The sequence below is a fragment of the Kitasatospora sp. CMC57 genome (assembly GCF_045866025.2).
In the GTDB taxonomy this organism is placed as follows: Bacteria; Actinomycetota; Actinomycetes; order Streptomycetales; family Streptomycetaceae; genus Kitasatospora.
The window spans coordinates 6494853-6510180 of record NZ_AP035881.2 but is presented as its reverse complement, the minus strand read 5'-3'; the positions used below and the strand labels follow the sequence as shown (position 1 = coordinate 6510180).

The following is a 15328-nucleotide window of genomic DNA, read 5'->3' as shown; positions in this document are numbered from 1 at the left end:
CGACCAACCGGCCACCGCCACCGCCACCGACGACGTCGCGGAGCAGGCCGGATCGGGCGCTCGAGGCCGTCGACGCCGCATCTCGCGCGACCCGAACGAAACCGAGTCCTTCGTTCGGGTCGCGCAGCGGGCACAGAGCGCCGACGGCTACCAGGTGATGACGACGTATCCGTCAGTGCCGCCCCGGCCCGCGGCGAAGGAGCTCCCGCCGGCGCCGCCCGCTCCACCCTGTCCGGCCCCGGCCGGGACCTTCGCCCCGGCGAGGTCGGCGCGCTTGCCCGCCGTACCGGCAGTGAAGTTCTTCGCGTTGCCCGCCCTGGCGCTCACCGCCCCGGTACCGGTGGAGCTCATTCCCCACGGCGCGTCGCACAGGTAGCCACCGCCCCCTCCGCCCTCGCCGCCGATGGTGTCCGGCTTGTTCCCCTCACCCCAGGCCCCGCCCAGCCCGGCATGGTCGAGGGAACCGCCCCCGCCACCGCCACCTGCGCCACCACCGCCACCCGGCCGCGCACCGACGCCCTTGGCGAAGCCGCCACCGCCCCCACCCCCACCGCCACCGCCGGCCAGCGCGAGCAGGCTGGCGTCCTTGGTGTAGACGGCCGATTTCGAGCCGCCTCCGCCACCGCCCGCGCCGCCGCCGTCGTTCTTGTTGCCCGGTGAGCCGTTGGAGCCGCCGCCCGAGCCGCCGCTGCCTCCGGACCCGCCCTCGACCCGACCCTCGACGCCCCGGGGTCCCCCGCCGCCCGCACCACCGACCCGAACGCCGATCTTCGAACCGGCCCCGGAGACCTTGCACTTGGCGATGCCGCCGGCCCCGCCACCACCGCCCGCGCCGCCGGTGCCATAACCCTGCGAGTACACACCGCCCCCGCCGCCCCCGGCACCCGCACCCACCAGCACCGCCGTGAACTCATCCACCCCCGACGGTAGGGTGAACTCGTAGTACCCGGGCTTGTCGAACACCTTCGACCCGGTCGCCGCCTGCGCCGGTGCCGCCCACGCCCCGTTGCCCGCCAGCACCGTCGCGAGCACCACACCCGCCGCCCGCCAGACCCGCTGCCTGCCCATGTCCCGCTCCTCGCCGCACTCGACCTCGCCCGGCATCACCCGGCCGGACGGACCGTTCCAACGACACGGCCACGGCCCCGGTCACCGTGCGAGACCCGGACGGCCCCCTCCAACATCCGTCCGGTGCCGGGCGTCTGGCCCGCAGCGGGCCCGCCGTCTTCCGGGGCGGCGAGCACGGTCGTGTGCAGAGCCGAGGATTTGCCACGGATGGCCAGTTGAGAGATCACGCTCCGTACGTCGTTTCGGGGCCTCCAGAGCAACCGGCCGGACTGCCTCAGCCCTGGTCGGCACCGACGACCTCCGCCTCGCGGGTCGACACCGTCGTCCGTGCCGCCCGGCTGGCGATGTGCTCGGCCACGCAGTTGGCGTCCCGGTCGACCCCGCCGATCAGCATGGAGGCGAACTAGTACTGGAACCGGACCCCGGCGAAGTACAGGCCGGGCTCCGGCGACACACCTCGGTCGTGGACGGGGTAGCCGTCCTCGTCCGTCACCAGCATGTCGATCCAGTCATGGTCCTGGCGGAAGCCGGTGCACCGGAGCACGTTCGCAGCCTCGATCACCCGGCCGTCGCCGAGAACCGGCAGCCCGTCGCGCACACCGGTCACCCGGTCGAGCACCCCGCTCGACTCCGGCGGCGCCCGTTGTTCAGACCTGGGAGAGCGTGAACGACGGCAGGAAGCCGAAGACGACGATCAGTCCGATGGCCGGGTGCGCGTCCTCGAATGGAGTTGGATGCGGACGGCCGCGGACCGCTCCTGCACCTCGACGCCCAATACCTTCACCGGGTGATCGTCAGCGAACGGGAGGTCGCTGAGGCTTCCGGTGCCACCGTATGCGTTCAGGACGATGTCCAGTCCCTGGGCCTCCCCTGCCACGATCTTCGAGCGGGCACGCTCCATCCTGCGTGCCCAGCCCGGGTGGCCGCATTCGCCGAGTACTCGCACGAAAGCGTCGAGCGCGGTCATCAGCTCCCGGGGGGTGTCGATCATGGAGTAAGTATGTACCGCTGTTCGACTGCGGGATCACAGCAGCTGCCGCAGCTGTCCTGGAGCTCCTCAGCGCGTTAGCCACGCACTCCGACCGATGCCGACCCGTGAGCCGTCCAGCGCGCAGGTCCCACCCCTCACCGAGCCGCACCTCCTGTTCCCGGAACCGGGTGGACGGGATGTGCGAAACAAGTGGTGCGCGCCGCCGACGCCTTGCTCACGGCGGTTGCAGGCTCAGTGTTCTTGCCGGGGTGAGTGTGGTCCGGTGTCCTGCAACCGGCCGGGCTGCGGAAACCTCGGGGGTGGGAAAGCTGACGGCCAGGAGCGCGCGGTCATCGGGGAATTCAGCGCCGGGTTGGTGGTTCAGGAACAGGTCGCACAGCTCTGTGGCAGTGAGGCCGACAGCGGTGTGGGCCAGGGCTCGGAGACGGCCCAGGCCGATGTCGAGGTTCTCGCCGCGCCGTTCGATCAGCCCGTCGGTGTAGAGCAGGACGGTGTCGCCGCGCTGGACATTGACCGCCGCGTCGAAATACCGCGCCCCCTCCATGGGGCCGACCGGAGGTGCCAGGGCCTGGTCGAGGTAGCGGCTGGTGCCGTCGGCGCTGATCAACAGAGGCGGCGGGTGACCGGCTCTGGCATAGCGAAGGAGGTGGGTGCGGCGGTTGAAGACCAAGTAGCAGGCGGTGGCCATCCGTTCGGGGTGATACCGGCCGACGAACTCGTTGAGTTCGCGCAAGACCTCGGCGGGGTGCTGCCCGCAGCGCATGGCGATGCCGCGCAAGGCCGCGGAGATCTGGGCCATGACGGCAGCTTCGGCCAGGCCGTGCCCCGCGACATCCCCGATGGTGAGCCCGATCTGGTCGTCGTCGAGAGGGTGGACGTCGTACCAGTCGCCGCCGACCTTGACCTGGTCGGTACCGGCCGCATAGCACCCGGCCAGGTCGAATCCGGGGATGGCAGGCAGGCGCGGGAGCAGGCTCAGCTGCAGACGCTCGGCGACTCGGTGCTCGTGCTCGTACAGGCCCGCACGGCGCACCGCCTGCGCGACCTGTTGGGCGACAGCCCTCAGGTGTTCGGCCTCCAGTCCCTCCCCCGGTCCGTGACGCACGAGGAGACTGCCCAGATTCACGCTGTCCGCTTCGAGCGCAGCCCGTACTGCGGTGACGTCAGGACCCGCCGCCTCTGCGCCTTCAGTCGCTCCGCCGGGTGGGCCGGGGACCCGTTCGTCGAGGTCTGTCCAGGTGTCTCCGGCCAGGGCGAACAACGTGTCGGCCGGTTCAAGCGAAGGGATCAGTCGGCGTGAGTGCAGTTGCAGGTCGACGCTGGTGGCGTTCAGCGCGGCCGGAGCGGTCTCCTGGACCGCGTGGGCGACCTCGGCCAGGGTGGCGGCCGAGGCGAGAGCAGCGGTCAACTGGTAGAGGTGCTGGAGGCGCAAGCGTCCGCTCTTCTCGGCAGCCAGGAGGCGCTCGCGTTCGGCTTCGGTCGCGCGGCGGAAGGCAATCTCGCGGTTGAGCGCCGTCACCTGCTGGCTCAGGACCACGAACTGGTCGGTGTGGTCCAGGCGGGTCATGTGCAGCTGAACGGCCGGCTGCCGCCCGTCCCACCAGGTGGCGCGGGCGCCGTGGCAGCGGAAACGCACCAGGTGACCGTCGGAGTCACGGACGGTCAGTGAACCCGGTAGCGGGTCACCGCTGCGCAGCCAGTGATCCATGTGCAGGCGAAGGAGAGCCGAGTCCTCCGCGGCGAGGTGGAACAGGTCGGCGCCCGCGCGCAGGTGAGTGACGAAGCGGGTGGCGGCCGGGTTGGCCGCGAGGATCCGGCCCTCGGCCGTGCACAGCAGGACCGGGTTGGGCAGCAGGCGGGCAATGGCCTGGAACAGGCCCAGGCTCATTCGACCACCCGCCCGGCGGCGAGGGCCCCCGGGGCCGGGGGTACGTCACCGAAGTACTCCCGGCCCCGGTCCCCGACCGCGCCCGCCTCGGGCACCAGGTGCACGACCACGCGGCAGCCCGCCGCTCCGCGGGCGATCGTCTCCACAAGTTCGACCTGCGCGTAGCCGAGGTTGCGCGCGGCAATGGTGCCGAAGATGTTGGAGGTCATCATGCACATCGACTCACGGCCGATCACCTTCTCCGCGAAGGGACAGCTGCGGGTTCCGAGCACGATCCTCTGCTCGTCCTGCTCGATGACGTAGAAGTCGCCGTTGATGCGTTGCTTGAGATCTACCAGCACGTCTGCGACCTGTCGGCGGGAGAGCCGGTCAACGGCGAGAGCGCCCGTATACATGTCGTCGATGTGAGTACCCACGCTCTGCCCTACCAGACTGATGTAGCCGGACGCCTCCGCCAAGCCGACGACCGACTCCAGTGAGGTCGCCAACTCTCGCACCAGCGTGCGTAGGAAGATGTCCCGGTCCAGAGGGATGTCGGCGTCTGTCGTGTGCGTCATCTTTTCGCTCCCGTCGCGCCCGGCCATAGCGGTTTGCGCAACGTCACCGAGCGACGCATGTCAATGACGGCGATCACCGTCCGCGCTCGACTCGCCTGCCCCCAAACGCGAGCTTCAGGCGCGGACTGCGAGAAGGGTGACCCGGGCCACGGTTCTCACTGTCGTCACCTCCACGTGTCGCGCGCCGGACTCGTGGCAGGGCTGGTTTCTCGGGGTCATGCCGTTGAAGGAAGCTGATCGATCATGGTGGGACCGCCGACGCTGCCGACGGAGGAGAAGGTCCGGATCGTGCGATCCTGGCGCGCCGTTGCCAAGGCCGCACGGCGGGCGTAGGTGTCCGAGCGGTCGGTCGGGACCTGGAAGCGCCAGTTCCTGGAGTCCGGCCGGGCCGACCCCGCAGGAAAATCAGCCCCTCCACCTCGCCGGCCAGGCCGAGCGACTCGCAGCGGGAAGCCGAAAGGGCCGCGTCGACATGGTCCTCGAACCTCTCCGTCCGACTGTCCTTGGGGATCCGCTCGCACTGCCTCTGCGGGTGGTCTATGAGCCGAGACACGATAGTTGGAACCAGGGTGGTGTGCTGACCTGGCGGTTCTGACCTTGCGGGACAAGCTTGTTGGAACCATCTGGTCACGCTTCTTGCAACCTGCGGTGGATTTGTCCCGCCAGCAGGGCACCTTGGGTGCGGGTCCTCGACCGGCATGAGTCCTCGTGCTCAACGAGACTTCTACAAGCCGCCGAACCATCCACTCGCAGCTTCCGGCGCACCGCTCGCGGAACCAAGGCGCCTGCCCGCAGTGGCGGCTACCACCCCGAGCACATCCCCGCGTTCCTGGAACAGGACTGGTACCAGAAGCACCTCGCTGACCTTCAGTGCCACTCCCACGTCAAGACCATGCGACGCGTCGGAGCCGTCCTCCTCGTTCAGTGGGCGGCGGGCGGCTCCATGGGGGACGCTGCCGCCTTCCTGGGAATCAACCTCACCGGGGGCCAGTACGCCGCCACCAGTGGGTTCTACCAGTGGCTCAACAACGACGACTCCGGCCGCTTCACCCACGCGCTCACAGCCATTGCCGGTGATCTTGATAGCTCGGTCGACCTCACCGACTACCAGCGGCGTCGCGAAGCACTGCGCGGCTGGTCTCTCGCTCCTGACACCTGGAACGACATCGTCGCTGAGTTGCCACCGGTTCCCGGCCCTGTCCGCCCCAACCTGGACGACCGGAAACGGCAAGAAGCGTCCGCCTTCGTCTGGGCCCACGTCACACGAGGCGAGCCCCGCTTCGCTCCACGGCCGATTGACCGACCAGCCCGACCGTGTGCGTCGGGATTGGCCCCTACGACGCTCCAGCACGTGGTTCCAACTTTCACGGCCGGATCCGCTCAACCACTACGCGGCTCTGCGGCAACTCCTCGTCCGACACGCGGAGGATCTCACCAGCAAGATCGATGCCTCTCCGCTCGGCTATCGATCAACGTCGACGTGAACCCCGCGCAGCTGAAGCCGAACCTTCAGGAACTCCATCTCCGACAACGTCCCTACCAGGCCATCGTCGCTCAGTTCCCCGACCAGCTCACGAGCCCGCGACAACGAGGCCGCCGAGACCTCCCGAAAGACCTTCAAAGCTGGGACGAGACTGGGAAGCGGATCGACCAACCGCAGCCTGACGGGTCCGTGCGCCGCGAGTAGAGCCTCCCGGACATCATCAGGTGCTGGCCCCGGGCCGGCGTGTTCGCACAGGTAGGTGCCGCAGGACCTGCAAGAGAACTCGGCGTCCCACCACAACTCATCGCGAAGGATGAACTGGTTCACCTGTCGCACCGCCATACTGCCGCACTCGCAACGCGATGCGATCTTCGCTGTCTGACCAGTCACCCGGGCTCCCTGACGTTCCACTCCCGCGGCAGATCCTCGCCGCAGAAGACGCAGACGAAGTCTTCCTCCCGCACGATGTTGAGCTCCCGGCAGGAGCGGCATTGGCGGAAGACCACCTCGTGTGTGAACCCGGACTGGCGATGGATCCCAATCCGGTCCAGGGCCTCGGCCACGGCCACGGCCGGCCATGAGCTGGCGTCCGGGCAGTAGCCGGTCGACTGGTTGCTGACCTCCTCGACCACCCACTGTCCGGACTCCTCGCGGAAGCTCATCTCGCCGGCGCTCAGCACCTCTTCACCGCCGGCGCACACCACGTGCTCGCTGCGGCGCGGAGCCAGTCGCAGCACCCCGCCGCTGTCGACGACGAACGTGAACGGCTCGGCCAACTCATCCAGGGTCAGCGCAGAGACCCACTCGCCGAAGTCCGCCGACGAACGAATGCTCCGACCCTCACTACCCGTCCGGACGAGCGCCTTCAGCCCCGCCGGACCCACATACCGATACCTCTGCCCCCGCGTCTCCACGCACACCAACCTAGTGGCTCACGTCGCCAGGACCCCGGGGATTACGGGCTCTGACAAAGACCATGAGCCTTGACAGAGACGGGACTGCGGCGTCGACGTTGGCCATCAAGCCTCGGTGCCAACAATCAAGACCAGGTTCCAACTACCGTGTCCCGGCTCGGTCTACCAGCGGTACCAGCGGTGGCGGCCGCCGGAGGAGTGAGTGCCGCGGGCAACTAAGCCGACCAGCCACACCACAAGCACAACGAGCGCCACCCACCAAAGGATCTTGACGGCGAAACCCGCGCCGAACAGGACCAGGGGCCAGCAGCAGCACAACAAGAAGGGGCACCATCGCAACAACCTCCGCCCAGGGCCTGATCAATTTCGGCGAACGCCTGCCCCGGCCGATGGCCCATATTCGTGCGAATCTTCCGCCCAGGAGGGGGCAGGCGCCTTCGTGCACCGAACAACACGCTCGACTCCTGGAGGCCCAAGTGAGCACCCACGACAAGATTGAGAACACCGGCGACAAGGTCAAGGGCAAGGTCAAGGAAGGCGCCGGCAAGCTGGTCGGCAACGAGCGCCTGGAGGCCGAAGGCAAGGCCGACCAGGTCAAGGGCGACGTCAAGCAGGCTGGCGAACACGTCAAGGACGCCTTCAAGCACTGACCACCCGAACGACCTGCGGGCCCCGACCGAAAACCGGTCGGGGCCCGCAGGTCGTTCACCCGTACTCACCGTCGATACGGGTCGGCGGGCCACCTCGGCCGCCTGGCCGGCGCGCCGATGGCTCGACGCGAGAGCCGCTGAGACAGAGTGACGGTTGGCCCCCGACCTGAGCTGCTCTGAGTTTGGTGGAGTCCCTGAAGCCAGGGTTACGATCCTGGCGTAAGGAGAACCGCCTGCTGTGCCAGCACCACGTAAGTACCCCGACGAGCTCCGTGAGCGCGCGATCCGCGAGGTCCGCACCACGGGCCGCCCGATCGCGCACGTCGCGCGGGACCTCGGCATCCACAAGGAAGCCCTACGAAACTGGGTCCGCCAGGCCGAGGCCGACGCCGGAGAGCGCGACGACCGGCCGACCAGCGACGAACTCGAGGAACTCAAGCAACTACGCCGAGAAAATGCGGAGTTGCGGCGGGCGAACGAGATCCTCAAGGCCGCCAGCGTGTTTTTTGCCCAGGAGATCGACCGTCCCCGGACGAGGCCGAGCAGGTGATCGACCACCTGCGCGACGGCTTCGGGGTCGATCCCGTATGCCGGGTTCTGGACCTGTCACCGTCCACCTACTTCGCCCGCAAGCAGCGGCCGAAGTCCGCCCGACGGCTCCGCGACGAACAGCTCATGCCACTGATCGCCCAGGTCCACGACGAGTCCGGAGCCACCTACGGTGCCCGGAGGATCACACGCGCGCTCAGGCGCAAGGGCGTAGAGGCCGCCCGGTGCACGGTCGAGCGGCTGATGGCCGAGCTGGGCATCGAAGGCGTCATCCGCGGCCGGCGGCGCCGCACGACGATCCCGGAGCCGACCGCGCCCAGGCCACCGGACCTTGTCGACCGCGACTTCACCGCCGAGCGGCCCGACCAGCTGTGGCTCGCGGACATGACCTACGTGCGGACCTGGTCCGGCTGGGTCTACGTCGCGTTCGTCCTGGACGTGTTCTCCCGGACGATCGTCGGCTGGCAGGTCGCTGACCACATGCGGACCGAACTCCCTTTGGACGCGCTGGAGATGGCCCTGTGGCGCCGGAGAATTAAGAAGGGCTCCGGGCTGATTCACCACAGCGACAGGGGGTCGCAATACGTGTCCATTCGCTACACCGAACGGCTTTCGGAGATCGGCGCCGCCGCGTCGGTCGGTTCCGTCGCGGACTCGTACGACAACGCGATGGCCGAGGCCCTGAACGGCACCTTCAAGGCCGAGTTGATCGAGATGCAGGGGCCGTGGACCGGGTTCGAGCAGGTCGAGCGGGCGATCTTCCAGTGGGTCACGTGGTACAACGAGGAACGGCTCCACTCCGCCCTCGACTACCTGCCGCCGGCCGAGTACGAACGCGACTACTGGCGGACCCAGGCCGCCACCCCGCAGTCCGCCTGAACACACAATCACGGACTCCACGAAACTCGGGACAGCTCAACCACTATGCAGCTCGTCCACTGCGCACGATCGAACCGCCCCCCGGCACTGTTTGTGGTCCGCCCGCCGCCGTTCCCGACCGGGCGCCGCTTCCTCCGCAACACGTCAAGGCCGTTGTACATCCTGCCCGCTACGACCACCGTGTCCCACCTCAAACCGAACGGCCGACGGACGGCCTCGGCCACATTTCACCCATGGACGACGTTGGTGCAACCGCCGGCGGGGCACGGTGCGCCGACCTGACCGTCACGGCGCAGGCCTACGGCTCGAGTTCCCGCTGGGCGGGGGCGCGGAGTTGACGATGCGCTGCCGACGGTGGAGCATGCGGGCGCAATTCAGCCCGCCGGGTGCTTTCACCTCTGCAGTGGGCAGCGTCCCGGCGAAGCCCGGCCGGTCGGCTCCCGGTGCCGCAGGTCTTGGGCATTCTGGAAACGCACGGCGCCCCGGCTCTGAGACGTCGGGCAGTAGCCGCCGCGCGGCACGTCACCAGTAGTGCTTACGTCCTCCGACCTCATGGCCGACGGCGCCAAGGATCCACAGGATGGCTCCGATGACGATGAGGGCGATGCCGATGGTCCACAGGATCGAAATGCTGGCGACGAACCCGATGACGAGAAGGATGAGTCCAAGGATGATCACGACTACCTCCGAAGAAGGTCTCCTTCCACTGTCGCGCTGTTCGCCCGACACGGCCACAGGCGGGAGCGCCGCGCGCAACGCAGGCCGGTGACTGTCGGTGAAGCAGACGAAGGCCGACATGGGAGCGATGCCCGGGCGTAGGGCGTAGTCCCCTCCAGAGAGTGCGGCCGGCCTTACAGCAGGGGCGGGTGCGGCCCCGGTGCGGTGGGCAGGGCCTCTTCGACGATGGTGCTGGTGCTGGCCTCCCACGGCTCGGAGGCGATCAGGCCAGCCCCGGTCACGGCGAGTACCTGTTGACTTGCTGCTCGGCGTATCAGTACAGGCCGAGGGTCTTGGCAATGTCCTCGCGCTCCTGCATCCGCTGGTGTCCCTGGTCGCCCAGCGAGTTGAGGACTCCTGCGATGACGGTCTCGGTGACGGCCAGGGTGGGGGCGAGGCTGTCGTAGGGCGACGGTGAGGTGACCTGGCTGGGGAGGACGACCTCGGCGTGAGCTGCGACGGGAGAGAGCCAGGTGTCGGTGAACAGGATGACGCGGCCGCCGTGCTCCTGAACGAGCTGCGCCATGGCGACCTTGTCGGGTTCGTAGCGGCGGTAGTCGAAGACGACCAGGACGTCGCGGCGGCCGAGGGCGGCGAGGGCGGCGGTGCGCTCGACGTCACGGTCGGGCAGGAAGCGGACGTCGTCGCGCAGTTGCATCAGGTGCAGGCCGAGGTACTGGGCGAAGAGCTGGGTGAAGCGTCCGCCGGCCAGGGTGATGCGTCGCTTGGGGTCGGCCAACAGCTCGATGGCCCGGTCCAGGTCGTGCTGGGGCAGCTCGGCGAGGGTGCGGCCGATGGCGGTGACGAAGGCAGTGGAGGCGCGCTGGAGGAGGCCGGACTGTGCGTCGGCATCATCCCCGGGGGTGGTGAAGAGGGACAGTGGGGAGGCGTTGCGTTCGTCGAGCTCGGTGCGCAGGGCGGCTTGGAAGTCGGGGAAGCCGCGGTAGCCGAGGCGGGTGACCAGGCGCAGGACGGTGGGGGCGCTGACGGTGGCGCGTTCAGCGAGGGTGGCGACGGTCTCGAAGCCCGCGGCGGGCCAGTTGGCGAGCAGGACGCGGGCGACCTTGCGTTCGGCGGGGCTGCATTCACCGAGCCGGGTACGGATCTGCTCGGCGATCGGGGCGGCGGCCGACATGGTGGCTGGTCCTCTCGGGTTGGTGATCGGGGAAACGATATCGGCTGCGGACGGCGGAGCCCGGACCGCTCGGGGGACGGGCGGGCCGGGCGGACCGGATTCGGTGGGGGTGGCCGGGTCAGCGGGGGCCGATGGCGATGTCCAGGCCGGTGAGGGTGGCCGGGGTGGCGCCGTCGGCGGTGTAGGCGCGCGAGGAGGGGTTCTCGGTGAAGGTGACCTGGAAGCCGGGGCCGCTCTCCCAGGTGGTCGCGGTGGCGGTGTGCTGTGCGGTGGTGGCGACCAGGGCGCGGGCGGTGCCGGAGAAGGAGTACGGAGTGCCGCTGGGGTTGGCCACCGAGTAGAAGATGTCGTTGTTGGCCGGCACCGGGGCAGTGCCCACCGGCTTGAACGGCCGCTTGGCGGGGGCGGGTCGGGTACGCCGACTGCGGGGGTCGTACTGGTCGCCGTCGGTGAGATAGGTGTAGCCGACCGAGCGGATCGACCATCCGCCGGGGCCGGTGGCGACCCGGGCGTGGCGCAGGTCCAGGACCGAGACGCCGTGGTTGCCGAGTACACGCAGGTTCTCCTGGCGGGTGCCGCCGTTTTCGACCTCGAGGGCGGTGTCCTCGTCGAGGGCGAAGACCTGGTCGTGGCCGGTGTCGGCGGCCAGGCGGACGGCGCGGCCCTCGCGGCCGTAGGTGCCGGTGTGGGTGTCGATCAGACCCGAGGCCAGGAATCCGAAGCCGCCGGCCGGGAGATAGCCGAGCCGGGTGGGGTCGTCGAAGTAGCCCGGGGCGGAGCCGTCGCGCAGGGCCTGGTAGCTGTCACCGCCGGTGACCATGTCGGGGCCGGAGGCGATCTGGGCGCCCGCGCTGGTGCCGGCGACGACCGCGCCTGCGGCCAGCTTGGCGCGGATGGCGGCCAGGACCTTGGAGTCGGTGTGGGCGGGGCCGTGCAGGAGGCTGGTGACGTAGCGGTACTGGTCGCCGCCGCCGAAGAAGAACCCGGTCATGGAGTTGACCTGGGCGAGGACGGCTTCGGAGTCGGCGGCTTCGATGTGCTCGATGTCGACGGGGATCCACTGGGCGTCGGCGGCGCCGTGGGCCTTGAGGACGTCTGCGTAGTAGGAGCCGTTGCAGGCGGAGTTGGAGCAGGTGTCGGGGTCGGCGGCATTGGGGTCCTGGCTGGGCGGGACGGAGGCGGCGGTGACGACGCCGATGCGGGCGCGCTCGGGCCCGCCGGCCTTGGCGATGATCTCGCGGTAGATGCGCGCGTCCTTGAGTCCGCCTCCGACCAGGATCAGGGTGCCGCCACCCGGCCGGTGGGGGGTCTCGGCGGCCGCAGGTGTGAGGGTGGCGGCGACGCAGACCGCGGCGGTGACCGCGCTGACGGTGACGGTGCGAAGGGTGACGGCATGCGATGGTGCGGCGCGGTGCACGGGCGCTCCAGGAGGTGGCTGCGTGGTGGGGGTGTTCCGGGGCCGGGCTCGGCTGTCAGGGCGTGCCCGGCCCCGGGGTTCCAGCAGGCCCGGTGCGGAACGGCCTGCCGGGGTCTTGGCCGGTCCGTTTCGGACCGGGTCCGGTCAGCGCTGGTGGCCGAGCCCGGCGCAGACGGCGGCGAGGACGGCGATCCTGGCCGGGACGGTGGTGGTGTCGAGCCACTCCTGGGGTGAGTGGTCGGCTCCGCCGACGGGGCCGAGGCCGTCGAGGGTGGGGGTGCCGGCGCCGGCGATGAGGTTGGCGTCGCCGACGCCCCCGGTGGCGGCCGCGCCGAGGGTGAGGCCGAGCTCGGTGGCGGCCAGGCCGGCGAGGTCGAACATGGCGCGGGCGGCGGGGGTGCCCTCCATCGGCGGGCACACGTCGAGGCGTTCGACCACCGCGGTGGTACCGGGGACGTAGGGGCGGACGGCGAGCTCGCGCACCGCCCGCTCGGCCTCGCGCAGGCCCTCGGTGGTGGTGGCGCGCACTTCCAGGCGCAACTCGCCGCTCGGACACACCACGTTGGTGCGGTGGCCGGCCTGGATGACGCCGACGTTGACGCTCACGCCGTCGATGCTTCCGTTGAGGGCCTGGAGGTCGACCAGCAGGTGGGAGGCGGCGAGGGCGGCGCTGGCGCCGCGTTCGGGTTCGACGCCGGAGTGGGCGGCGCGGCCGGTGACGGTGACCAGGAAGTCGGCGACGCCCTTGCGGGCGACCACGAGGTCGCCGTTCTCGCGGGCGCATTCGAGGGCCAGCGCGTAGTCCGCCTGGGCGGCGAGGTGTTCGGTGACGGGCCGGCTGGCGGGTGAGCCGATCTCCTCGTCGGGGGTGGCCAGCAGGATGATCTCGGCGTGGTCCCGCCAGCCGGAGCGCAGCAGGAGTTCGAGGGCGGCGATGCCGGCGAGGAGGCCGCCCTTGTCGTCACTGACTCCGGGGCCGTAGGCGATGGTGCCGTCGATCCGGAAGGGGCGGGCCGCGGCTGTGCCGTCGTCGAAGACGGTGTCCATGTGGCCGGCCAGCAGGATCCGGCGCCCGCCCTGGCCTGGTGCGAGACGTCCGGTGCGGCGGGCGATGAGGACGTCGCCGGTGCGGACAGGCCCGTCGGGCGTGATGCGTTCGGTCGTGAGGCCGAGGGCGTGCAGGCGTGCCTGGAGCCAGTCGGCGACTCGGTTGACGCCCTCGGGGCTGTGGGAGCCGGAGTCGATGGCGACGAGTTCGGCCAGGTCGGCGAGGTAGCGGGGCATCAGGTCGTGGGCCAGGGGCAGCAGACGAGCTGCGGCGTAGGCATCGACCGTGGCGGGGGCGTTCACAGGACCTTGGACAGGAACGCCTTGGTGCGCTCCTGCTCCGGGTTGCCGAGGACCGTACGGGGGTCACCGGCTTCTACGACGATGCCGTCGTCCATGAACACCGCGACGTCGCCGACCTCGCGGGCGAAGCCGATCTCGTGGGTGACCACCACCATGGTCATACCGTCGGCGGCCAGGTCGCGCATGACGTCCAGGACGTCGCCGACCAGCTCCGGGTCAAGCGCGGAAGTGGGCTCGTCGAAGAGCATCAGCTTGGGCTTCATGGCCAGCGCGCGGGCGATCGCGACGCGCTGCTGCTGGCCGCCGGAGAGCTGGGCCGGGAAGTGGTCGGCACGGTCGCCCAGGCCGACCCGCTCCAGCAGGCGCTGGGCTTGGGCACGGGCGTCGCTCTTGTTGACGCCGGCGACCTTCACGGGCGCCTCGGTCACGTTCTCCAGTGCGGTCATGTGCGGGAAGAGGTTGAAGCGCTGGAAGACCATGCCGATCTCGCGGCGGCGCTCGGCCACCTCCGCCTCGCGCAGCTCGTGCAGGCGGTTTCCCGCCTGTCGGTGGCCGACCAGGGTGCCGTCGACGGCCAGTTTGCCGCCGTCGACCTTCTCCAGGTGGTTGATGCAGCGCAGGAACGTCGACTTGCCGGAGCCGGAGGGTCCGAGCAGGCAGCACACCTGGCCGCGTTCGACGGTCAGGTCGATGCCCTTGAGGACCTCGAGCCGTCCGTAGTGCTTGCGCACGCCCTCGGCGTGCACCATCGGCTGGGCCACGGTTCAGCCCTTCAGGTTGCGGGTGGCGGGGAACGGGGTGGTGGTGACGCCGACGAACATCCGGCGCAACGGCGAGACCCGGGCTGCGCGGGTGGTGCCGCGGCCGTAGCGGCGCTCCAGCCAGGCCTGCGGGACGGACAGCACGGTGGTCAGGGCCAGGTACCACAGCGCCGCGACCACGAGCATCGGGATGACCTGGTAGTTCTGGGCGTAGACGTCCTGGATGTTCGACATCAGGTCGTGCGCGGCGATCACCGAGACATAGGCGGTGGTCTTGAGCATGTTGATGGTCTCGTTGCCCATCGGCGGAATGATCACCTTCATCGCCTGCGGCAGCACGATCCGACGCATCGTCAGGGCGGGCTTCATGCCCAGGGAGTGGGCGGCCTCCGTCTGGCCGGGGTCGACGGACTGGATGCCGGCACGGACGATCTCGGACGCGTACGCGGCCTCGTTGAGGCCCAGGGCCAGCAGGGCCGCGATCGAGGGGGTGAGCAGGCTGTTGGTGTCGAACTCCACGAAGGTGACCGTGGTGAACGGGATGCCGATCATCATGTGCTTGTAGAGGGCGGCGGCGTAGGCCCAGAAGATGATCTGGACCAGCAGCGGGGTCCCTCGGAAGAGCCACACGAACAGCGTGGACAGGCCGTACAGCACCGGGTTGGCAGACAGACGCATGACCGCGACCAGGGTGCCGAGCCCGAGGCCGAGAGCCATCGCCGCGACGGTCAGCCACAGTGTGGTGACCAGGCCGTCGAAGATCAGGCCGGCGAACAGGTAGCGGCCGACCACGTCCCAGTGCAGGTTGGGGTTCTTGGCCAGGGAGCCGACCAGGCCGACCAGGCCGACCAGGGCCACTGCGGCGGTGATCCAGCGGCCCCAGTGGCGCACGGGAACCGCCACCAGGTCACCGGGGCCGGGACCGGCTGTGCTGCCGGTGCCCGGGGTGTGATGCTGGGTGGTGGCCAT

At 69.8% G+C, this 15328-nt stretch carries 14 protein-coding genes and 1 pseudogene; 2 read left to right on the top strand and 13 right to left on the bottom strand.

Going from position 1 to position 15328, the window contains the following annotated elements; genetic code table 11:
• Positions 1-147: 147 nt before the first annotated feature.
• From ACKUU6_RS29285 to ACKUU6_RS29255, 7 genes and pseudogenes are all read right to left on the bottom strand, one after another.
• Positions 148-1068: a hypothetical protein gene (locus ACKUU6_RS29285; RefSeq protein ID WP_407991571.1), complete on the bottom strand. Its 921-nt coding sequence runs from the start codon at positions 1066-1068 to the stop codon at positions 148-150.
• 403 nt (positions 1069-1471) lie between these two features.
• Positions 1472-1687, bottom strand: a complete 216-nt coding sequence (locus ACKUU6_RS29280) for a hypothetical protein (protein ID WP_407991570.1) — start codon at positions 1685-1687, stop codon at positions 1472-1474.
• Between the two features lie 75 nt (positions 1688-1762).
• Complete coding sequence (locus ACKUU6_RS29275) at positions 1763-2059, bottom strand: DUF6966 domain-containing protein (RefSeq protein ID WP_407991569.1); 297 nt, start codon at positions 2057-2059, stop codon at positions 1763-1765.
• A gap of 214 nt (positions 2060-2273) precedes the next feature.
• The gene (locus tag ACKUU6_RS29270) at positions 2274-3947 is read right to left on the bottom strand and encodes a SpoIIE family protein phosphatase (protein WP_407991568.1); all 1674 of its coding nucleotides are present in this window, start codon (positions 3945-3947) and stop codon (positions 2274-2276) included.
• A complete protein-coding gene (locus tag ACKUU6_RS29265) occupies positions 3944-4504 on the bottom strand; it encodes a methanogen output domain 1-containing protein (protein WP_407991567.1) in 561 nt (186 codons plus the stop codon). The genes ACKUU6_RS29270 and ACKUU6_RS29265 overlap by 4 nt, the downstream gene beginning before the upstream one ends.
• A 1869-nt stretch (positions 4505-6373) precedes the next feature.
• Positions 6374-6901 carry a hypothetical protein gene (locus tag ACKUU6_RS29260; RefSeq protein WP_407991566.1) on the bottom strand — a complete coding sequence of 176 codons (528 nt, stop codon included), beginning with the start codon at positions 6899-6901 and terminating at the stop codon, positions 6374-6376.
• A 162-nt stretch (positions 6902-7063) separates the two neighbouring features.
• Positions 7064-7235 (bottom strand): annotated as a pseudogene (locus ACKUU6_RS29255) (hydrophobic protein).
• 142 nt (positions 7236-7377) lie between these two features.
• Here ACKUU6_RS29255 and ACKUU6_RS29250 point away from each other — a divergent pair.
• A complete protein-coding gene (locus ACKUU6_RS29250; protein ID WP_407991565.1) occupies positions 7378-7551 on the top strand; it encodes a CsbD family protein in 174 nt (57 codons plus the stop codon).
• Positions 7552-7789: 238 nt separating this feature from the next.
• Positions 7790-8979 (top strand): IS3 family transposase gene (locus ACKUU6_RS29245; RefSeq protein ID WP_407986365.1). Its coding sequence is split into 2 segments (ribosomal slippage): positions 7790-8054 and positions 8054-8979, totalling 1191 coding nucleotides; the frame shifts between segments, so codons are not numbered across the junction.
• A 522-nt stretch (positions 8980-9501) separates the two neighbouring features.
• Here ACKUU6_RS29245 and ACKUU6_RS29240 read toward each other — a convergent pair.
• The 6 genes from ACKUU6_RS29240 to ACKUU6_RS29215 all read right to left on the bottom strand — a co-directional run bounded on the left by ACKUU6_RS29240 (position 9502) and on the right by ACKUU6_RS29215 (position 15328).
• Positions 9502-9657, bottom strand: coding sequence for a DUF6131 family protein (locus ACKUU6_RS29240; RefSeq protein WP_407992275.1), 156 nt, complete (start codon positions 9655-9657; stop codon positions 9502-9504).
• A 313-nt stretch (positions 9658-9970) separates the two neighbouring features.
• Positions 9971-10831 (bottom strand): MurR/RpiR family transcriptional regulator, encoded by an 861-nt coding sequence (locus ACKUU6_RS29235; protein WP_407991564.1) that lies wholly within the window; start codon positions 10829-10831, stop codon positions 9971-9973.
• Between the two features lie 118 nt (positions 10832-10949).
• The gene (locus tag ACKUU6_RS29230; RefSeq protein ID WP_407991563.1) at positions 10950-12248 is read right to left on the bottom strand and encodes a cyanophycinase; all 1299 of its coding nucleotides are present in this window, start codon (positions 12246-12248) and stop codon (positions 10950-10952) included.
• 144 nt (positions 12249-12392) lie between these two features.
• The gene (locus ACKUU6_RS29225; RefSeq protein ID WP_407991562.1) at positions 12393-13598 is read right to left on the bottom strand and encodes a M20 family metallopeptidase; all 1206 of its coding nucleotides are present in this window, start codon (positions 13596-13598) and stop codon (positions 12393-12395) included.
• On the bottom strand, positions 13595-14347 hold the full coding sequence (locus ACKUU6_RS29220; protein ID WP_407992274.1) for an amino acid ABC transporter ATP-binding protein: 753 nt from the start codon (positions 14345-14347) through the stop codon (positions 13595-13597). The genes ACKUU6_RS29225 and ACKUU6_RS29220 overlap by 4 nt, the downstream gene beginning before the upstream one ends.
• Before the next feature lie 15 nt (positions 14348-14362).
• The gene (locus ACKUU6_RS29215) at positions 14363-15328 is read right to left on the bottom strand and encodes an amino acid ABC transporter permease (RefSeq protein WP_407991561.1); all 966 of its coding nucleotides are present in this window, start codon (positions 15326-15328) and stop codon (positions 14363-14365) included.